Raw genomic sequence first — 21,166 nt, 5'->3', positions numbered from 1 at the left:
GTAGGCCCCCGATCATTCGCCGTTAGTCAACGGTGATGGAATCCTGATGCATTTCTTCAGAAGAATCTTTCTCTCTTCCGTATTCCTGTTCGGCCTGGCTTTCACTCTTGATATCAATTTTCCAACCTGTCAGCTTCGCAGCAAGACGCGCATTTTGTCCTTTGATACCGATCGCAAGAGAAAGTTGATAGTCAGGCACGATAACCCGAGCCATTTTTTCATTCTCAAAAACCTGTACCTCGAGTACCTTGGAAGGACTTAGTGCATTGGCAACGTATTCCTCTACAACATCGGAATATTTCACGATATCAATTTTCTCACCGCGCAGTTCACCCACAATGGTCTGCACGCGTACCCCTCTTGGACCCACACAGGAACCAACAGGATCTACTTCTTCATTACGAGAATGCACCGCAATTTTGGAACGGAAGCCTGCTTCACGAGCTACCGAGCGAATTTCAACCACACCATCGAAAATCTCGGGAACTTCTAGTTCAAACAAGCGTTTTAGTAGCCCAGGATGCGTACGGGAAAGAATAATTTGAGGACCCTTTGTTGTGTTCTCTACTTTCGTGATATACGCTTTAATACGCTCGCCATGCACAAACTTTTCATTAGGCATCAGCTCTGTAAGAGGCAGAACAGCTTCCACTTTGCCAAGGTCGATAAAAATATTGCGAAGATCTTGACGTTGAACCACTCCAGTTACAATGTCCTCTTCTTTGTCTACAAACGCATTATATATGAGACCGCGTTCTGCTTCGCGAATGCGCTGGGTAACCACTTGTTTTGCTGTTTGAGCAGCAATACGACCGAAGTCTCTTGGCGTTACTTCAATCTCTGCAATATCTTCGAGCTGGAAATGCGGATTAATCTCACGCGCAGCAGTCAAAGAAATTTCAGTTCGCGGATCGAGGACCTCTTCCACCACCATTTTCCGGGCATATACTCTTATAACACCGGAATTACGGTTCATATCAACCCGAACATTTTGTGCAGCATTAAAATTGCGTTTGTAGCTTGAAATGAGAGCAGCTTCAATCGCTTCAAACAAAACGTCCTTGCTGATCCCCTTATCTCTTTCTAATTCATTCATTGCTTCAATAAAATCCATACTCATGAATGTAAATCCCCCTTTCAAACATCTCATCCATAGCGTAAAACGGCGAAATTCTCTTCACTTAGGAAGAGAACCTTGCCGTTACACGCGGAATGAATTTAATTCATAATAGAGTGTAGTTAAACACTATAAAACAATAGCCAATCGTGCACTCGCCACTTTTGAATAAGGAACGGTGTGCTTCTTCTTTTTACCAGAAGCGATTACCATTTCTTCGTTTTCAAAAGATAACAACTCACCTTCAAATTCCTTCAGTCCGTCAATCGGTTCATATGTAGTCACATATACGTTTTTCCCTACCGCTTTGACGACGTCAGCAGATTTCTTCAGGGGGCGTTCCGCACCGGGAGATGAAACTTCCAGAAAATAAGCGTCAGGAATTGGATCATTCTTATCGAGCTCAGTGCTTACATATTCACTGATCTGTCCACAATCATCCAAATCGATGCCACCTTCTTTATCCACGTAAATACGCAGGAAATAGTTACTGCCTTCCTTTACGTATTCTACATCCACGAGCTCAAAAGCATGCTCTTCCAGATAAGGCTTAATCATTTCTTCCACGGTAGTTTTAATCTTTGTGCTCAAATACAATAACCTCCAAATTAGGTTAGTGCCGAAGGTAATCGGCGAATTTTCTATATACCAAAGAGTAAAGAGTGGGTTTCCCCACTCTTTAAACAACGGTTTTATCAACATGATTACCATTAAAATTATAACATAGACAGTCACTAGTGACAAGTATAGTCACTTGACTAGACTTTTACTCAGGTAATCTGAAAAGCGGGGTTGGAAATTAAATCTACCCTCTTCTAATAGCTAAAAGAGAGATAGTTGGTTACTTTCCGGCAGTCCGCGGAAGCAGCCCATTTGCGTGAGTAACTCTACTGCCGTTTTACTTGCTTTTGATTTCTGCTGGAAATCCTCAATGGATAAAAATTCACCATAATCTCTGGCTGCAGCAATATTACGTGCAGCATTGTCCCCAATTCCTTGCAAAGCAGAGAACGGAGGAATCAGAGAATCCTCATCCACTATAAAGCGCGTTGCATCAGAACGATACAAGTCAATCGATTTGAAGCTAAAACCGCGCGCAGTCATTTCGAGTGCCATCTCTAGAACAGAGAGCATGGATTTTTCCTTCGTAGAAGCCTGAAAACCAAGCTGTTCAATCTCAATAATTTTGCGGCAGATTGCATCATAGCCCTGACAAGCCAGCTCAATATCGAAATCCTCAGCACGGACAGAGAAGTACGTCGCATAATATTCAATTGGATAATACAATTTGAAATACGCGGTTCGTACCGCAGAGATTACATAAGCCGACGCGTGGGCTTTCGGGAACATGTACTGAATTTTGAGACAAGAATCGATATACCACTGCGGTACTTTACAATTCTTCATTTCGTCAATCCATTCCTGACTAAGACCCCGACCTTTACGCACACTTTCTGTAATCTTAAACGCAAGAGCAGCATCCATACCGTGCTTATAAATCAGGAACAACATGATATCATCACGACAACCTATAACGGTTTTAATGTCACATGTTCCATTCTTAATCAGTTCCTGTGCGTTTCCTAGCCATACGCCTGTACCATGAGACAATCCCGAAATTTGCAGCAGATCGGCAAAACTTGAAGGCTGTGATTCAACTAGCATTTGACGAACAAATTTAGTTCCCATCTCAGGAACTCCATAAGTTGCTACAGGAGTACGTATTTTCTCAGGTGAAACGCCAAGCGCTTCGGTGGAATTAAACATACTCATTACCTTAGGGTCGTTCATCGGAATGGTGGTCGGATCTACTCCGGTCAAATCCTGAAGCATTCTCATCATCGTAGGATCATCGTGTCCTAGAATATCCAGCTTAAGCAAATTATCTTCAAAAGCATGGTAATCAAAATGAGTCGTTTTCCACTCGGCACTTGTATCATCAGCAGGGTACTGCACAGGTGTAACGTCTTCTACTTCAATATAGTCAGGTACAACCACAATCCCCCCGGGATGCTGTCCTGTACTTCTCTTTACTCCTGTACAACCAGATGCCAAGCGATTAAGCTCTGCACCACGCCACGATTTTTGATGCGATTCTTCATATTTCTTAGCAAATCCAAAAGCAGTCTTCTCCGCTACCGTACCAATGGTTCCTGCTCTAAATACACTTTTCTCACCAAACAATACTTTTGTATAGTGGTGAGCTTTAGGTTGGTATTCCCCAGAGAAGTTAAGGTCGATATCCGGTACTTTATCCCCTTTAAATCCAAGGAAGGTTTCAAAAGGAATATCTTGGCCTTCTCCTTTTAGCAAGGTTCCGCACTTCGGACATTCTTTAACCGGAAGGTCAAATCCACTTCGAATACTTCCGTCAAGGAACCACTCGCTATACTTGCATTCATTATTTTCACAAATATAGTGCGGTGGCAGCGGGTTTACTTCGGATATGCCCAAGAAAGTAGCTACAACGGACGACCCTACGGAACCCCGTGAACCAACCAAGTAACCATCTTCATTTGATTTTTTTACAAGTTTTTCTGAAATGAGATAGTTGGCTGAGAATCCATATTTAATGATAGGTTCAAGTTCTTTTTCCAGTCGTTTTACAACCACATCAGGTACTTCTTCGCCATAAATACTTTTTGCCGTATCATAACATTTACTGCGGATTTCTTCTTCAGCGCCTTCTAGAATCGGTGTGAACAATTCTTTAGGGAATAACTGAATTTCTTCAAAACGATCAGCAAGATCGCTTGTGTTTGTTACAACCACTTCAAATGCTTTTTCTTTACCAAGAAATTCGAACTCTTCGAGCATTTCATTGGTAGTCCGGAAATGAGCATCTGGTTTCCGAATATCCTTGAGCGGACTATAGCCTGTAATCCCGTGAATCGTAATATCTCGGTAGATTTTGTCGCGCGGCTCCAAATAATGTACATTCCCTGTTGCTACAACTGGTTTACCGAGTTTCTCTCCGATCTCAACAACTTTCCGTATCGCTGTTTTGATCTCTTCTGGTGTAGCTACAAGCCCTTTATCCACTAGATGCATATACATTGTAATCGGCTGGATTTCTAATACATCATAAAAATGGGCAATTTCCTCGGCTTCTTCCACTGATTTGTTAAGAACCGCCTCAAAAAACTCGCCTTTTTCACAACCCGACATAATGAGCAGACCTTCTCTATGCTGTACCAGCTTAGATTTTGGAATCGTAGCTACTCGTTTGAAATATTCTGTATGCGAAAGAGAAACCAGCTTGTACAAGTTTTTCTTCCCTACCGCATTCAGTGCATATATACCGCTGTGAAACGGTCTAGAATTGGATAGATCCATGCCTACGTAATCATTCAAGCGATCAAGCTGCGTAATTCCTTTGATCTGCAGGGCATCATTTAAGAGGCCTGTTAAAATGCCAGCCAGTGCAATCGTATCATCGATCGCTCGGTGGTGATTCTCAAGCGATATTTTATACTTATCGGCTAGTGTATTCAGCCTGTGATTCTTCATCGATGGATGAAGCATCCGTGCAAGTTCAAGGGTATCAAGTACCGGATTATCAAGCGGAGTCATTCCAAGGGTCTTCAAGTTAGCTTGAATAAAGCCCATGTCAAATCTTGCGTTATGAGCAACTAGAATCCCATCGCCAACAAATGTAACGAATTCTTTCATAACAGGTTCAAGTTCTGGTGCATCTTTTACCATGTCATCATTAATATTGGTCAACTGCTGAATATTATAAGGAATACGCTCATGAGGATTTACAAAAGTAGCAAATCGATCAACTTCCTTATCTTCAACCATTTTAACCGCTGCAATTTCAATGATCTTGTTCTGTGTTACGGATAGACCCGTAGTCTCTATATCAAAGACGATGTACGTCGATGTTTTCAAATCAAGCGGCTTCGGTTCCAGTACAACAGCTACCGCATCATTTACAATATTTGCTTCTAAGCCATACATCATTTTGACACCATGTTTTTTGGCTGCCTTTGCAGCTTCTGGATAAACCTGCACACCTGCATGATCTGTAACAGCAATTGCCTTATGTCCCCAACTTGCCGCCGTTTTTACGTAGCTGTCGATCGAAGTGACTGCATCCATCGTACTCATCTTCGTGTGAAGATGAAATTCTACCCGTTTTTGTTCAGCATTGTCCTTACGAGCAGGCGGGGCCTGTACTTCTACGAGATCAGATGGAATCATGGCGAGTTCGGGAATTTGCATGAAGCGATCGTACTCTACGCGCCCTCTAACTTTGATCCATTTTCCGTTAGCGAGCAGGTTCAGAATTCGGACATCTTCCTTCGACTTAGCAAATACTTTCATCTGCATGGAATCCGTAAAGTCGGTAAGGTAAAAAGTATAAAGCGTATTTCCGTTACGCAGTTCCTTTTTATCAAGTCCAAATACCGTTCCCTGCAAAGTAACTTTCTTCTCTTCGTCTTGGATATCCTTCATAGGTACCGCTTGTTCTTTAATTTCATACCCCATCTGAAGCCTTACGTCTCCTTCTTCTTCCTCAACAGGAGCCATTTCTGCTTCGATCATGGTCATCATATTCTGAATAACTTCCCGCTCTTCGTCTCGCTTCTTCTGTTCAAACTGCACCATTGCTTCGCGGTTACTCTCTCCCACAAGCATTTTTACTTTAAGCGGCAGTTTGAAGAAACGTTCATAGTAATTCACGATCGCTTGATCAATCTGTTTTTTTCGAGCAAGTTCCAGCGCCATTCCATCGCTGAGTGTTAACGTAAGCAAGCCGGACTCTACAATTTGAGAAGCTCGGTTCATCCAACCGTTGACGGATGGAATCTGCTGATGTACCCACTCAAGAAATAAATTCCAATATTCCGCTACAATATCAGCCTCTGTAACCCCGGATTGATAGTGAAAAGTAAAACTGATTTTGGCTATATGGCTCATCTTTTCACGGATATGCAAACAAAAAGCGCGAAAAACTGGTGCAGGAACCAGCGTTTCTTTGGCTATTGTAATATGCCAGTCACGGTTACTACGGCTAATTTCCACATGATCAATATATCCATCAACAAAATGAGGTTCTGCTATACCTGCAGGCAAATCTGCCTGTTTCATTAACAATTCGAACCTTCTTCTTTGTTCCGCTTTATCATTCAAACGATTCTTCCCCCCCGTTCCAAACAAAAAAACATGAAAAGCTTCTGCGCACAAAAATGGGAACCGATCCATAAAGGGGCACCGTCTCATTTCGGACAGAAGCTTATCATTTGAATTACTCTGTAAAACTAATCAATATTAATACGCTCTAGCAAATACTACAGTATGTTCCGCTTTCTGTCCACAAACGAGGCAAGTATGTTTTTCCTCGGATGGTTCAAAAGGAATATTCCGGCTTGTTGCTCCCGTTACCTCTTTCACCTTATCTTCGCAAACTTCTGAACCACACCAGCCCGCTAGTGAGAAACCGCGTTTTTCTTCCATTAACGCCTTCATTTCTTCCAGCGTATCTACGGAATAAAAATGTTCCTGCAAGAAAGCTTTTGCACGATCAAACATATCTTTTTGAACCTGTTCAAGCATGGCTTGAACTTCTTCTGTTAGGTTATCCTGTTGCACGACTTTCTTCTCACCCGTAATACGGGAAACGAGAACACATACTCCATTTTCCATATCACGTGGTCCAATTTCCATACGAACTGGTACACCACGCATTTCGTACTCATTGAATTTCCAACCCGGACGAACATCACTGCGATCATCCATTTTCACTCGGATTCCCGCTTTTTTCAGTTCTGCGAACAATTCATCCCCACGTCCAACCACTTGATCACGTGTTTTTGGTGGTCCAATTGGAATAATAACAACTTGAGTTGGAGCTACTTTCGGTGGCAAAGCAAGACCGCGATCATCACCATGAACCATAATCATAGCACCGATGAGACGAGTACTTGTTCCCCAAGAAGTCGTATGAGCGTATTCCAGCACATTTTCACGGTTCAAATACTGGATTTCAAATGCTTTAGCAAAGTTAGTTCCCATGTAGTGAGAAGTACCTGCTTGTACAGCACGGCCGTCTTTCATCATGGCTTCAATGGAGAACGTATCAACTGCACCAGCGAACTTCTCGGATTTTGTCTTCTGTCCAGTAATAACTGGAATTGCAAGAACATCCTCTACTACTTCGCGGTACACTTCAAGCATCTGCATCGTTTCCCTGCGAGCTTCTTCTTCATTCTCATGAGCCGTATGACCTTCTTGCCATAAAAATTCACTTGTACGCAAGAAAGGCATTGTCCGTTTTTCCCAGCGAACAACGTTAGCCCATTGGTTAATCATGACAGGAAGATCACGGTAGGATTGAATCCACTTGGAGTACATATGACCAAAAATCGTTTCAGACGTTGGACGAATCGCTAAGCGTTCTTCCAGCTTCTCTCCGCCCGCTTCTGTAACCCATGGCAGCTCTGGGTTAAATCCTTCCACGTGCTCTTTTTCTTTTTGGAAAAAGCTTTCTGGAATAAACATAGGAAAATATGCATTACGATGTCCTGTTTCCTTGAAACGGCGATCCATATTTTCTTTGATGTGTTCCCAAATTTCATAACCATCCGGTTTAAATACGATACAGCCCCGAACTGGGGAGTAATCCATTAAATCCGCTTTTTTAATCGTATCAATATACCAGCGAGAGAAATCCTCTGACTGGGGTGTAATTTCAGTAACAAACTGTTTATCGTTTGACATAAGACTTGATTCCGTCCTCCCGTAGTTCCTACAAGGAGCCTCACTAAAGTGACCGCTCCGAGGGAACACCATTATCCTTTAATTAATCGTAAAATATCGTTATAAGTTACTGCGATCATAAGAATGAACAACATCGCAAACCCGATGAAATGTACCATACCTTCACGAGCGGGGTCAATGGGCTTGCCACGCAATCCTTCAATCCCAAGGAAAATAAGGCGACTGCCATCTAGTGCCGGAATCGGTAGTAAGTTGAAAATACCGAGATAAAGGCTAAGTATCGCGGTCCACTGGGTTAGCTGCAGTATTCCTTGCTTCGCAATTTGACCCGTTACTTCAAACGTACGTACAGGTCCACCGAGATCATCAATACTAAACTTAGCGATGAGTTGTCTAAACCCTTCAAAAATATTTTCTGTAGTGGTTACCATGTTTTTACCAGCCACAGCAAAGGATTCAACAAATCCAACTTCTTCCCGAGGGAACTCAGCGGTAATCCCGACTTTTCCTCCCACTTGGCCTTCCATCGCACGCGGAGTAATTGTGAGATCAAATACTTTATCTCCTCGTCTTACAGTCCATTCCATTGGTTTATCCTGCGAATCAGCAATCAGGTTAATCATTTTTGTGTAATCTCCACCAATGGCCTCTCCATTGATTGTCTCCACAATGTCCCCTTTTTGAAGATCCGCTTCAGCTGCTGGCATGCCTTCCGAGATCGTTCCTATCTTAACGTAGGTTGGATTCTCGACAGGTGTGCCTGCAACCATCGCATAAACCGCAAACAAGATAAACGCCAGTAAAAAGTTCATAAACGGTCCGGCAAAAATGGCAAGCGCTCTTTGACCGACCGTTTTACTGTTAAACTGACGATCTTTCGGTGCAATCTGTGTTTCTTGATTTCTTGCAACAAGCATGGCTGCTGGATGGACAGGGAAATTCTGCGGTTCACCATCCACATCAAGTTCAACCATCAATCGTCTTTCCAGGTCTATCGAAATAACTTCTCCTCGAATCACATTTTTTCGGTTATCTAGTTGATCCAAGTAGATCGTTTTGACCTGTCCATCGGCTGTTTTAACCGCAATCGTCTGACCAGGCTGAATTTCTATTAATTCAGGATCTTCTCCAGCCATCCTCGCATAACCGCCAAATGGCAGTAATCGCAGTGTGAATGTGGTCTCTTGGTACTTATAAGAAAACAGCTTCGGACCAAAGCCGATGGCAAATTCTCTTACAAGAATGCCAGCTCGTTTGGCAAAATAATAATGGCCCCATTCATGTACCGTCACGATGACGAAAAACATGAGCACCGTTAAAATTACAATTTGCAAGGTTTCCAATTACTTCCTTCCTCCTTTTGCTTAAGAAGAGCTGATCTTGTCCTACTACATTATCATTATTCAAAGGTACGATACAAGAGAAGCAAATTCTTAAAAACCACTCTCTCTTGCTGCAGGCAGGAAGAAACCTTGTCTTATAAAGAGGTTGCAATATCTCTCACTTGTTGATCAACCTGTTCAATCTGCTCTAAATCTGGACTCGGAATGCTTTGATGATTATCTAGTACTCTTGCAATGATCTCCTCGATCTTCAGAAAAGAAATATCCCCTTTAAGAAAACGAGCAACCGCCACTTCATTCGCAGCATTAAATGCCGTTGTTGCGGTCCCACCTATTTTACCACATTCATAAGCAAGCTTTAAGCAAGGAAAACGCTCCATGTCCATTTCTCTAAAATGCAGCGTTCCGATCTCAGAAAGTGATAAAGATGAAGCAGGGGAAGGTAATCGATTCGGATAAGTTAATGCATACTGAATGGGAACACGCATGTCCGGGTTACCCATTTGTGCAATCATACTTGTATCTTGAAACTCCACGAACGAATGAATAATGCTTTCTGGATGAAGCAGAACGTTGATCTTTTCATAAGGAAGATCGAACAACCACCTTGCTTCTATTACCTCTAGTCCTTTATTCACCATCGTTGCTGAATCTATTGTAATCTTGGAGCCCATCGACCAATTCGGATGTTTGAGTGCATCTTCAACCGTTACATGCTGAAGCTGCTGTCTGGTTAAATCTCGAAACGACCCGCCTGAGGCAGTAAGTGTAATCTGTTTAACCTCACGCAGTTGTTCCCCATTCAGACACTGAAAAATAGCCGAATGTTCGCTGTCTACCGGGATAATCTGTACTTGTTTTTCCTCAGCTAGTGCAGTAACCAGATGACCGGCTGTTACAAGCGTCTCCTTGTTAGCTAGGCCAATCTGTTTTCCTTCTCTAATCGCGGCTAATGTAGATGAGAGTCCCACACTGCCCATTACTGCTGTAATGACGGTATCCGCATCTGTCCCTGCAGCCACCTCGATCAGACCTTCGTTGCCATAATACACTTCTGTGCCTTCTGGCACGTGCATACGTACATGATCTACATCTTCTTTACGACTGACGGACACTTTACGAGGACGATATGTCTTCGCTTGCTCGATGAGCAGCTCTACATTGGTCCCCGCTGACAAGCCCTCTACCTTGAACTCTTCCGGATGCATTCGAACAACATCTAAGGTTTGAGTTCCAATAGAGCCTGTTGAACCTAAAATTGAAATTTTCTTCACAAATGACACCTCTTGTATTGACATAAAATCGTTTGTCTTTGCTTAGTAAGGGAGGAGCATGAGGATATGTACGAACGGAAACACAAAGATCCAACTATCACATCGATCCAGAATACCGCCATGTCCTGGAAGCAGAGTCCCCGAATCTTTAATTCCATACACACGTTTATAAGCAGACTGCGCCAGATCTCCTAATTGACCAATAACGGAAGCAGACAAACCAATGAGTACAGCCCTTCCGAATCCTAGGAGGCCCCCTGAGAACCCAGCAAATAAGAGTGCAATGATAATGGCTATAACAATTCCGCCAATAGCACCTTCTATGGTCTTATTAGGACTAATCATCGGCCAAAGTTTATTTTTACCGAACGACCTGCCTACAAAATAAGCTCCTGCATCACTACCCCAGATACTTGCCAAAAGAAGAAAAGTCCAAAACAATCCTGCCGGTAATTGACGTGTTACTGCAATATAATAAAAACCGATTCCAACATATACGACACCCATAAAAATTAAAGCCGCAGTCTGAACGGTAATCTTGTTTTTCGTCGTTACGGTTGCGATAAGCAGCAGTATCATCAAAACCCACAATATCTGATTTAATGTCAACGTTAACCCCAGCTCTGCAAGCAAATCAGGAAAAATGAGGAAAATAATGCCGGTATATCCAATGATTGCTGTACCCGAGAAAGCAGGAACACCGATCATTCGTATGAACTCGTAAAACCCGATAAGTGCCATGAGAAAAATGAAGAAGTTATACCAGAGTCCACCCAGCATTACAAACCCCAAAAATAAAGCACCGGCAACAATTCCAGTTATTACTCGCTGTTTCAACTTGGTCCATCCTCCATTACTTCAGACCGCCATACCTTCTTGTTCTGCGTTGGTATTCGGCTACTGCTTCATATAAGTGTTCTCTATTAAAATCCGGCCAGTAAATATCTGTGAACCACATTTCGCTATAAGCAAGCTGCCACAGCATAAAATTACTTATTCTAAGTTCTCCGCTTGTTCGAATTAATAAATCCGGGTCAGGCAGGTCTTTAGACAACAAGTGCTTCTCAATCAGATCAGGTGTAATATCATCCGTTGTCAGGTCACCCGATTCAATTTGCTGAGCAATTGCTTTCATCGCATCTGTGATTTCACTTCTACTGCCATAATTCAAAGCAAAAGTAAGAACCAGTCCGGTATTATCTTTTGTTTTTCGAATTGCTTCACGAAGTGCTTTTACCGTATGATCAGGCAAATTCTCTTCGTACCCCATCATTCGTACACATACGTTTTTTTCGATTAATTCATCCAGCTCCTGTGCAAGAAAATCAACAGGCAGACGCATCAAAAAATCCACTTCATCTTTCGGTCTCGTCCAGTTTTCTGTCGAGAAGGCATACATTGTCAGATACTTGATTCCCAAGTCATCTGCAGCAATCGTTGCCCGTTTAAGAGCTTTCATACCGCTTTGATGTCCAACGATGCGAGGCATACCTTGTTGTTTGGCCCATCTACCATTGCCATCCATAATAATAGCCACGTGCTGCGGAATATTAGCTTTTGACAGTTCAGGCGTCTCTTTGCCGTTCTTATTCCACCACGACCGAGCGCGTTTCATCATTCGACTTCCTCCAAAATTCCATGAAGTTTCTTTTCCTTGCTGTGAAAAGAGCAAACCCCACCGAAGGCGGAGGGGCCGTAAGCATATTATATTATACTTCCATGATTTCTTTCTCTTTTGCAGCGAGAACTTTATCTACTTCTGCAACAAATTTATCAGTAGACTTTTGAATATCGTCTTGATGTCTGCGAGATTCATCCTCAGAAATATCGGATTTCTCCAGCTTTTTAATATCATCATTTGCATCACGACGGATGTTACGAATCGCTACTTTTGCTTCTTCCCCAAATTTTTTGGTGAATTTCACAAGTTCGATTCTGCGTTCTTCGGTAAGTGCCGGAATGCTCAGACGGATCATAGCACCATCATTTTGCGGTGTAAGACCAAGATCTGATTTCATAATAGCACGTTCGATATCAGCCAAGGAAGATTTATCCCAAGGTTGGATCATCAAAGTACGAGAATCTGGAGTCGTAATATTCGCAAGTTGGTTAATTGGCGTAGGTGCACCATAATATTCAACTTGAATTCGATCTAGCAAAGAAGGGGTTGCGCGACCTGCACGAAGTGTTGACAAATCACGTTTAAGTGCAAGAATCGCTTTTTCCATGCGTTCTTCTGCGTTCTTTTTAATTGATTGCGGCATTAATCTACACTTCCTTTCACAATTGTCCCGATTTTTTCACCGAGAAGAACTCGTTTGATATTACCTTGCTCAGTAATAGCAAATACAATGAGAGGAATATTATTATCCATACAGAGTGAGGAAGCAGTGGAGTCCATAACTCCTAAATTCTTGTTCAACACATCAAGATAAGTCAATTGTTCAAATTTCACAGCCGTTTCATCTTTAAACGGATCTGCAGAATATACACCGTCCACTTTATTCTTCGCCATGAGAATTACTTCAGCCTCAATTTCAGCTGCACGAAGAGCAGCCGTTGTATCTGTGGAGAAGAACGGATTACCTGTTCCTGCTGCAAAGATTACAACTCTACCCTTTTCGAGATGTCTAATCGCTCTACGGCGGATATATGGCTCAGCAATCTGCTGCATCGCTATTGAAGTTTGAACACGTGTCGGCACTTCAATCTGTTCTAATGCATCTTGCAGCGCAAGCGAGTTCATAACGGTTGCAAGCATACCCATGTAGTCAGCTGTTGCACGGTCAATACCATTCTCGCTGCCTGCAATGCCGCGCCAAATATTGCCGCCACCGCATACGATCGCAACTTCGACTCCAAGTTCTACTACTTCTTTAACTTGCTGAGCAATGGATGAGATTGTTTCTGCATCAATCCCGTAACCATTTTGCCCAGAAAGAGATTCCCCACTCACTTTAAGCACAACTCTTTTAAATACCGGCTGTTCCAAATGTTCACCCTCCACTTCGAAATGACGCTTCCCCACGTCAATTAAGCACATGTTAACCTTATATTAGTTAAAAAGAAAGGAACACGGATTGTGTTCCACTCTTAGTTAAAGAAAACCTTTTGAGCCGAATCTCGGACAATCCAGTTGTTCTTTCCATATAAAGCTGTCTGTGTAATCTCTAAGATGTAATTCATTACATTATCTTCAAGAATAACATGGGCCGTCTTTTGATTCGATCATTTTCTTTGTTTATTTATTTACTTGGGACATAACTTCTTCAACGAAGTTGTCTTGTTTTTTCTCAAGACCTTCACCAAGCTCATAACGAGTAAAGCGACGGATTGAGATGTTTTCGCCAATTGTGCTGATTTTTTCGTTCAGCAATTGTTCGATTGTTTTGTCTGGGTCTTTTACGAAAGATTGCTCAAGCAAGCAGAACTCTTCGTAATATTTACCAATACGACCTTCAACCATTTTCTCAACGATTTTTTCTGGTTTACCTTCATTCAGAGCTTGAGCTTTCAAAATTTCTTTTTCTTTCTCAATCTCATCTTGAGGAACTTCTTCACGGCTCACGTAACGTGGGTTAGAAGCAGCGATTTGCATAGCGATGTCGCGAGCAAATTCTTTAAATTGATCTGTCATAGCAACGAAGTCAGTCTCACAGTTAACTTCAACCAGTACACCAATACGTCCACCAGCGTGAATGTAAGATTGTACTACGCCTTCTGTTGCAGCACGGCCAGCTTTGTTCGCTGCTGCGGACAAGCCTTTTTCACGAAGGATTTCGATCGCTTTGTTTACATCGTTGTTTCCTTCTTCTAGTGCTTTTTTGCAATCGAGCATACCTGCGCCCGTTTTTTCACGAAGTTCTTTCACCAATTTTGCATCTACTGCCATTGTTAATTCCCTCCAGAGGATAAATTTGCGTATGACCCTAAAAAAAGGGTAGTGAGAGGTTATCCACCTGCCAACCACCCTTTTTCATTTAATTCATATACGATAGGCCTTTGAAAGCAATCTTAAGCGGAAGTTTCTTCGCCTTGATGTGCTTCAATAACAGCATCAGCCATTTTTCCAGTAAGCAATTTAACCGCGCGAATCGCGTCATCGTTACCAGGAATAACATAATCGATTTCGTCCGGATCGCAGTTTGTATCAACGATACCTACGATTGGGATACCCAATTTACGAGCTTCTGCTACTGCAATACGCTCTTTACGAGGGTCGATTATGAACAGGGCACTTGGAAGACCCTTCATGTTCTTGATACCGCCGAGGAATTTCTCAAGACGATCTTTCTCTTTACGGAGAATGATAACTTCTTTTTTAGGAAGAACTTCAAATGTGCCATCCTCTTCCCATGCTTCCAATTTTTTCAAACGATCAATACGTTTTTGAATAGTTTGGAAGTTAGTAAGAGTACCACCCAGCCAACGTTGGTTAATGTAAAATTGACCAGCGCGCTCTGCTTCTTCTTTTACGGAATCTTGTGCTTGTTTTTTAGTACCTACGAAAAGAACAGTACCGTTCTCTCCTGCAATACTTTTAACAAAGTTGTAAGCTTCCTCAACTTTTTTCACTGTCTTTTGCAAGTCAATGATGTAAATACCGTTTCTTTCAGTGAAGATATAACGATCCATCTTTGGATTCCAACGACGAGTCTGATGACCGAAGTGAACCCCAGCTTCGAGAAGCTGTTTCATGGAGATAACTGCCATCTCCACACACCTCCTAATATTTTGGTTTTTGTGTCCTCCGCTAGCATCATTTCCCGACAAGACTTCCCTTAAAGAAAGCACCCTCGACAGAATTAGCGTAGCGTGTGTTTTAACACCGTCAATTAATATATCATAAGTGAAACTGAGATGCAACAATGTTTAGTTCTAAATAACTAAATCATTATAAGAATCTGAATTTAAGGAGCAGAGGTGATTTTCTTAATAATAGAATCGGTAGATTCATTCTGCTTAAATTCATAGGTGCCTGTTTGGATTTTCCTGTTGATTTTTTGGCGGTTTGCTTCTTTTAAGAAAGCTTCCACATTCTGAATCACATGTAAGGAAGTTAAATGATCCGCTACATCATTTAAGGTTGCACCTTGAATCACCTTATATTTCACTACCTCTGTAGAAGGCTCTGTCTTCTTCTCCGAAGTCGGCTGTTTTGGCTCATCAGGTGCTTCGTTCTGCGGAACATTTGGCTTATCAGGTGACTCTGCAGCTGTACCTGCACCTGATTCCGTTTTTTCTTCTCGTGCTCCTTTTTGCTTTGCCCATTCTTCTTCAGTCATTACCTTATCTTTCGCATCGTATACCTTAAGATTCATTGTTGCGGCCTGTTCTTCTAGTTCCGTACGGGATAAGTCATTCATTGCATTTTCTTCTGACACACCCTGCCCTATAAGTGCAAGCTTTAGAATAAATGCGCAGGCTGCAATGCCTATTCCGAGTCCCATAAGAAAGGAACGATTCTTCATCATACTGTTCGCTCCCGTTCACCAAGTCTTAGAATCAATTGAACTTCTCCCTTGGGCATATCTAGCTTTTTAGCTATATAATCCATTGATTTTCCTTCTGACTCCAATTGAAAGACTTCATTATAACGCTTATGAATGGTCGACTCTTCCTGTATCGTAATTTCTTCTACCCCAGTATCATCTGCTGCTGCATCGTCCGCTTTTTTCACAGAAGCTTCTATATTTGTGCTGGAAGAAGCATTTACATTTATTAATGCGGAAACTTGCTGTTCAAGGTTTAGAATCTGTTGTTTCATATCTTGAACTTCTTTTTCTCTTAGATTGTTGGTATGTGAAAAGTCCTGTTTCCATTTTTGAATAGTCTCTATAACCTTTTCATTCTCTAGTTCAATCTCAGCCAAATATTGCTCTAACGTGGCTTCTACATCTTTAATCACTTTTCCCCCTGTTTGAGGTTTTGATCTGGGCATAAACCAGGCAAATAGGGTGATACCAACACCCAACACAACGAGGGTACTCCAAGGTTCCATGAGATTATTCTCCTATTCATGTATGCCTACTTATAAACTGTAGTCAATGTGTTTCCCTTTAAAAGGGTGTTCCGCTGGCGTAGCTGCCAGTGTGTCTTCTGAAGTTTCTTGAGGATCATTCGAATTTATCAACTCCGAATTCCCGGGCGAAGCTGAACGATCTCTTATCCCTGTCTGTTCGGATTCTGATGTTTTTGGACTTTGTTTACTTTCTTTTTTCGCCTTTTTATTCTCGTTTGTTGCTAGTAAAGACTGTTCTGATGATCTCCTGTGGTCGTATTCGCTTTGATATCGCCCTGCCTCAGCCGTACGAGGTATCGCAATTTGAAGTTCAACATTTCTCAAGCTCACCTTCTCCACTCCTTCACTGCTATCAAGAATAAATACGCTTACCCATTCTTTAGGGGAGCCGCCGAAATATCACCGTTTTGATAAAAAAATGAAATTTGTGTCGCTGTATCTTTAACAAATTTGGTGTATCTGCCGATAACTATTTTAGAGCCTCCGTAAATCATCTTTGTTACATCGACTCTTGCTTTCGAGGTATCTTCCAGCACTTTTTCAATATTCAATATTTGCTCCCTGTTCTCTTTCATTTGCTGCATGCTAGATTCACGAGTCACCTGAAGCTTCATTCGCATTTGCATCTTATCATCTGATATCTGTCCTGAAGCAGCCATTTGATCTAAAAGATGAAGAGCTTTGGCCGTCTTATCTATACTATCGCTCAAACCCAATTGCTGCTGGCGTAGATTTGTAAGTTCATTACGCAGTCTTGGCATTACGCCAACTTCAATGGTTGTTACAGTAGACATCGGGTTCCCAACTACTCTTGCGGCTACTCTTTCACCTGCTTGAATGAGACCTCCCACAATAAGTCCCTTGGTTCCTGCACAAATACATTCTTTTCCTGCTCTAATCGATGAATGCATGATACTCTGCGACACATATATACATTGACCTGCTTCTACATTCGCATCTTGTATAAATGAGCTCTTTACATCAACACCTGCTTGAACAAGCCCTTTATTGTAACCTATAATTCCCCCTGTTACTTCAATAGAACCTTCTGCATAGACTTCCGCTCCCTCTACACCGCCGATTACACGAATATCTCCTGCGGCTTTTACTTTAAACCCAGAGAGTACATTTCCGCGAATAACAACGGTGCCGACAAAATCAATATTTCCTGTTCGGTAATCCACATCACCATTCACTTCAAATACAGGAAATACATTGATTTGCTGATTTTCCGTTGTTGTGATCAGTCCATCGATCGACGCATACATGGCGTTTCCTTCGTTGCTAACTACCACATTCTTTCCTATCTTGAATCTCGCTTCTTTACCTGGAGAAAAAGGAATAAGGTCTCCCTTCACACTTTTTCCGGGCTTGCCTGGGCTTGGATCTATTTTTTTAGCAATAACCTGACCTTTTTTCACATTGTTCAGACGCGTAATTTCCTTATAATCTACTTTCCCGTTACCTGTCTCGAGCGGTCTTCGTTCTCCTGTTAAATTCGTGCTTGCAAGAAACTGAATGATTCCATCCTTACCGGCTTCAGGAGCATCTCCCTCCGCTATTAATATCTTCTGACCATAAAAATTCGGAGGACTTGCAGCAATTGCACGAATTGTATCCTTTTTAATGCCATACGTAATACCTTCTGTTAGAAGAAATGTGTTTAGTTCCTGTTCGGTAAAATTCAACTCGGATGTAAGATTTGATAAATCGATCCATGCACTTCTTTGATCTTCCGAAAACAGTACTTTCACATGTTGTTTGAGCTCTATTTTCTGGGTCATATACAACTTCCTTCTTTCTCAGGTGATCATCCTACCTTTTATTAATCCCGATTCATTAACAGTTCACGCTGCTTCTCAAGAGTTCCTCGAAGGCGTAAAATCGCTTTAGAATGCAACTGAGAAATTCGAGATGGTGATAGAGACATTACTTCTGCAATTTCACTAAGAGATAAGTCTTCATAATATAGAAGAGATACGACGATTCGTTCTTTTTCCGTAAGTTTATCTAATCCAGTGACTAGTGCTTGTTTTAGATGAATATCACGAACCGTTTGTTCAGGAGGATAAGCTCTCTCATCAACCAATAGTGACATTCTTGTCTCGGCATCTTCTTCTCTCAGCGGATCTTCAAGTGAATATAACGACATTACCGCTACTTCTTGTACCATATGTTGAAAATCCTTAGCTGATAAATCTAAATATTGTCCCATCTCTTCATCACTAACGGTACGGGAGTATTTCTGTTCTAAATGTTGATAAGCTTCTTCTATTCGTTTTGCTTTCTCACGAACCGAACGTGGAACCCAGTCTCCTTGGCGAAGACCATCCAGTATCGCTCCTCTTACTCTCCAAGAGGCATAGGTCTCAAATTGAAGCCCTCTTTTATAATCAAATTTATCAAGTGCATCGATGAGCCCTAGCGCACCATTGCTCTCAAGGTCATCTTTGGACACATTTTTAGGCAATCCTACTGCTAACCTGCTGGATACATAATGAACGATATGGAGATGCTTCTCAATCAAGGTTTTCCTAGCATCTAAATCCCCGTGCTCCTTCCATTTTTCCCACAGGTCCATGTCGGCCAGATGGGATGAATTAGATTCTTTCATATCGTTTCCCTCCTCTATTTGCCTGACAGGTGACGAACGGCTTGTGCTAATTCTTCAGCATCTTTTGTCCGAACAATTTTCGGAGGATTAAGTGGTTCAAAGCCGCTATCCACTGCAGATTGTGATGGTTTTTTTTGATCTTCATTTGGTTCTGCTTGAGCATAATTCAGAATATCCTTCAGCACTTCATCATCATTCGGTGCAATGACATCAAGCTGAGCCCCCTTCGTCTCTTGTTCAAATTCCAGACTCTCCAGCCCTCCTTTGTCAGGTGGAGAAACAAGTACACTGCCCAGTACGTACCTTAGAAGAAAGGCTAGTAAGAACCAGATGATAAAAGCTGCTCCTGCCCGAAAAAGACTTGTAGAAAGTAAGTTACTGCTAAATGAAACGAAAAACGTGAGGATCAGTCCGATAATTCCTGCTAAAAAATTAATTCGAACATTCCCAAACATTCTATTCATAGTTCCTTCACACCCATCTGTACACTTCGAATTGTGAGTATTCCAGTGTCCCGATCTATTTCAATGGTTCTTCCATGATTCCCTCCGCAATCTTCAGCCAAAAGAGGAATGCGAAGGTCTTGAATCATTTGTTTGCAAACCTCAGTATTACGAGGTCCAATACGTAACGTATCACCTGCTCCAGCAAATTGAAACATCTGTGATCCCCCGGCTATTTTGGCAACGAGTCTCGCGCTTGATGCGCCGGCTCCTACCATTCTTTCTACCAATGCTACGATGGCCGTATCCGCATATTTCGCCTTGTTAAGGGTACCTTCTCTTGCAATGGAAGAGGAAGGCAGCATGACATGCGCCATCCCTGCAATTCTAGTCAGCGGATCATATAGAGTTACACCCACACAGGATCCGAGCCCTGTTGTGCGAATGATACCCGGTTCAGTAATGATGTTGAGATCCGCCATTCCTACCTTTACCATATTTCTTTGTTCAATCATGATAGAGCTCCTAAAGCCTCAAAGATGACATGAAAAGAATCAGGATCAGGTATTAGAAAAAATTGCCCCTGTACTTGGTTTTGGCCTTCCAGAAATTGAGTATCAATGAATAGGGCTTCATCAGCAGTGTGACTCATGTGAAGTAATCCATAACTCAAAATAGCTCCAGCCATATCTAGTGCGAATCCAGGCACAGTAGGAAACATTTTTAAATGAGTAAAATCAGCAAGAGATGATAAGTAGGAACCGGCCAGTATGTTTCCAATCTCCGAGATTGTCGAACATTCCATTTCCGTAAAATCGAGATGTTCACAGCTTACTTCTGAGTTAAAATGATATAATAGCTGTTTGGCTGCCTCCGGGGTCATCATAAAAAACATATTCCCTGGAGCCTCTCCTTCTACCCGGAAATAAACAGCAGCTACAATACTCTCATCACCGCCAACACTTTCCGCTATAGCTTCGAAAGGTACTCTTTTGACAGTCGGAACTCCCATATCAACAGGTTTATTGAGCAGAGTAGCAAGCGCTGTAGCCGCATTCCCTGCTCCAATATTTCCGATCTCCTTCAAGATATCCATCTCAAACTCTTGAAATTGATTTATCGCAGCCATCGCTTATCCTTCCATACTCTCAAGACTTATAATTTCACTTTTATTCAATACTTCATGGAGATTCAGCATAATGAGAAGTCTTTCATCTCCTAATTTTGCTACTCCTCTTAAATATTTTGCTTTCACGCCTCCTACAATTTCAGGAGGGGTTTCAATATCATCTTCATTAAGATCTACAACGTCATTTGCTGAATCAACGATAAAACCAACCTGCATATCAGAAACGGTAACGATAATAATTCGTGTTTGGTCTGTATACTCTGCTTCTGGAAGGGAGAAACGTCCTCCTAAATCAATCACCGGAATGACGACTCCGCGAAGGTTAACAACCCCTTTTACAAATGAATACGTCTTGGGAACACGGGTAATCGGCAACATTCTTTCGATCGTCTGAACACGTTCTACTTCAATTCCATATTCCTCTGTCCCAAGCTTAAAAACGATTACTTTCATGTCTTCTGCCATGATTAATGCCTCCTAAGTAAGTAGGTAATAAGA

At 42.0% G+C, this 21,166-nt stretch carries 21 protein-coding genes; all 21 read right to left on the bottom strand.

Annotated elements, in window-relative coordinates:
• Window positions 1-22: 22 nt before the first annotated feature.
• On the bottom strand, window positions 23-1,120 hold the full coding sequence (nusA, locus tag QPK24_RS09140) for a transcription termination factor NusA (protein WP_285748051.1): 1,098 nt from the start codon (window positions 1,118-1,120) through the stop codon (window positions 23-25).
• Between the two features lie 126 nt (window positions 1,121-1,246).
• Window positions 1,247-1,708 (bottom strand): ribosome maturation factor RimP, encoded by a 462-nt coding sequence (gene rimP, locus QPK24_RS09135; RefSeq protein ID WP_285748049.1) that lies wholly within the window; start codon window positions 1,706-1,708, stop codon window positions 1,247-1,249.
• A gap of 231 nt (window positions 1,709-1,939) precedes the next feature.
• On the bottom strand, window positions 1,940-6,256 hold the full coding sequence (locus QPK24_RS09130) for a PolC-type DNA polymerase III (protein ID WP_407082969.1): 4,317 nt from the start codon (window positions 6,254-6,256) through the stop codon (window positions 1,940-1,942).
• A 138-nt stretch (window positions 6,257-6,394) separates the two neighbouring features.
• Window positions 6,395-7,843, bottom strand: coding sequence for a proline--tRNA ligase (gene proS / locus QPK24_RS09125; protein WP_285748047.1), 1,449 nt, complete (start codon window positions 7,841-7,843; stop codon window positions 6,395-6,397).
• A 71-nt stretch (window positions 7,844-7,914) separates the two neighbouring features.
• The gene (rseP, locus tag QPK24_RS09120) at window positions 7,915-9,186 is read right to left on the bottom strand and encodes an RIP metalloprotease RseP (protein ID WP_285748045.1); all 1,272 of its coding nucleotides are present in this window, start codon (window positions 9,184-9,186) and stop codon (window positions 7,915-7,917) included.
• 134 nt (window positions 9,187-9,320) lie between these two features.
• Window positions 9,321-10,460 (bottom strand): 1-deoxy-D-xylulose-5-phosphate reductoisomerase, encoded by a 1,140-nt coding sequence (locus tag QPK24_RS09115; RefSeq protein ID WP_285748044.1) that lies wholly within the window; start codon window positions 10,458-10,460, stop codon window positions 9,321-9,323.
• 42 nt (window positions 10,461-10,502) lie between these two features.
• Window positions 10,503-11,297 carry a phosphatidate cytidylyltransferase gene (locus tag QPK24_RS09110; protein WP_285748042.1) on the bottom strand — a complete coding sequence of 265 codons (795 nt, stop codon included), beginning with the start codon at window positions 11,295-11,297 and terminating at the stop codon, window positions 10,503-10,505.
• Between the two features lie 16 nt (window positions 11,298-11,313).
• Window positions 11,314-12,078, bottom strand: coding sequence for an undecaprenyl pyrophosphate synthase (locus QPK24_RS09105; protein WP_213532581.1), 765 nt, complete (start codon window positions 12,076-12,078; stop codon window positions 11,314-11,316).
• A 91-nt stretch (window positions 12,079-12,169) separates the two neighbouring features.
• On the bottom strand, window positions 12,170-12,724 hold the full coding sequence (gene frr / locus QPK24_RS09100) for a ribosome recycling factor (protein WP_285748040.1): 555 nt from the start codon (window positions 12,722-12,724) through the stop codon (window positions 12,170-12,172).
• The gene (pyrH, locus tag QPK24_RS09095; protein ID WP_191798657.1) at window positions 12,724-13,452 is read right to left on the bottom strand and encodes a UMP kinase; all 729 of its coding nucleotides are present in this window, start codon (window positions 13,450-13,452) and stop codon (window positions 12,724-12,726) included. The genes frr and pyrH overlap by 1 nt, the downstream gene beginning before the upstream one ends.
• 249 nt (window positions 13,453-13,701) lie before the next feature.
• Window positions 13,702-14,352 (bottom strand): translation elongation factor Ts, encoded by a 651-nt coding sequence (tsf, locus tag QPK24_RS09090; protein ID WP_285748037.1) that lies wholly within the window; start codon window positions 14,350-14,352, stop codon window positions 13,702-13,704.
• A gap of 122 nt (window positions 14,353-14,474) precedes the next feature.
• Complete coding sequence (gene rpsB / locus QPK24_RS09085; RefSeq protein WP_213532578.1) at window positions 14,475-15,173, bottom strand: 30S ribosomal protein S2; 699 nt, start codon at window positions 15,171-15,173, stop codon at window positions 14,475-14,477.
• 197 nt (window positions 15,174-15,370) lie between these two features.
• Window positions 15,371-15,934, bottom strand: a complete 564-nt coding sequence (locus tag QPK24_RS09080) for a hypothetical protein (protein ID WP_285748034.1) — start codon at window positions 15,932-15,934, stop codon at window positions 15,371-15,373.
• Window positions 15,931-16,461, bottom strand: a complete 531-nt coding sequence (locus QPK24_RS09075) for a DUF6115 domain-containing protein (protein ID WP_285748032.1) — start codon at window positions 16,459-16,461, stop codon at window positions 15,931-15,933. The genes QPK24_RS09080 and QPK24_RS09075 overlap by 4 nt, the downstream gene beginning before the upstream one ends.
• A gap of 30 nt (window positions 16,462-16,491) precedes the next feature.
• Window positions 16,492-16,812 carry a hypothetical protein gene (locus QPK24_RS09070; protein ID WP_285748030.1) on the bottom strand — a complete coding sequence of 107 codons (321 nt, stop codon included), beginning with the start codon at window positions 16,810-16,812 and terminating at the stop codon, window positions 16,492-16,494.
• 38 nt (window positions 16,813-16,850) lie between these two features.
• Window positions 16,851-18,266 carry a flagellar assembly protein A gene (locus QPK24_RS09065; RefSeq protein ID WP_285748028.1) on the bottom strand — a complete coding sequence of 472 codons (1,416 nt, stop codon included), beginning with the start codon at window positions 18,264-18,266 and terminating at the stop codon, window positions 16,851-16,853.
• 41 nt (window positions 18,267-18,307) lie between these two features.
• Window positions 18,308-19,096 (bottom strand): FliA/WhiG family RNA polymerase sigma factor, encoded by a 789-nt coding sequence (locus QPK24_RS09060; protein ID WP_285748026.1) that lies wholly within the window; start codon window positions 19,094-19,096, stop codon window positions 18,308-18,310.
• Window positions 19,097-19,110: 14 nt separating this feature from the next.
• The gene (locus QPK24_RS09055; protein ID WP_285748024.1) at window positions 19,111-19,560 is read right to left on the bottom strand and encodes a hypothetical protein; all 450 of its coding nucleotides are present in this window, start codon (window positions 19,558-19,560) and stop codon (window positions 19,111-19,113) included.
• Window positions 19,557-20,054 carry a chemotaxis protein CheD gene (locus QPK24_RS09050; RefSeq protein ID WP_285748022.1) on the bottom strand — a complete coding sequence of 166 codons (498 nt, stop codon included), beginning with the start codon at window positions 20,052-20,054 and terminating at the stop codon, window positions 19,557-19,559. Before QPK24_RS09050 ends, QPK24_RS09055 begins: the two co-directional genes overlap by 4 nt.
• Entirely contained in the window at window positions 20,051-20,668 is a 618-nt protein-coding gene (locus QPK24_RS09045; RefSeq protein WP_285748020.1) for a chemotaxis protein CheC, read from the bottom strand. The genes QPK24_RS09050 and QPK24_RS09045 overlap by 4 nt, the downstream gene beginning before the upstream one ends.
• 3 nt (window positions 20,669-20,671) lie before the next feature.
• Window positions 20,672-21,133: a chemotaxis protein CheW gene (locus tag QPK24_RS09040; protein ID WP_285748018.1), complete on the bottom strand. Its 462-nt coding sequence runs from the start codon at window positions 21,131-21,133 to the stop codon at window positions 20,672-20,674.
• Between the last annotated feature and the right edge of the window lie 33 nt (window positions 21,134-21,166).

Source organism: Paenibacillus polygoni (assembly GCF_030263935.1).
Classification (GTDB): Bacteria; Bacillota; Bacilli; order Paenibacillales; family Paenibacillaceae; genus Paenibacillus; species Paenibacillus polygoni.
Note: the sequence above shows the minus strand (reverse complement) of the source record. Positions and strands in the feature narration are given on the sequence as shown.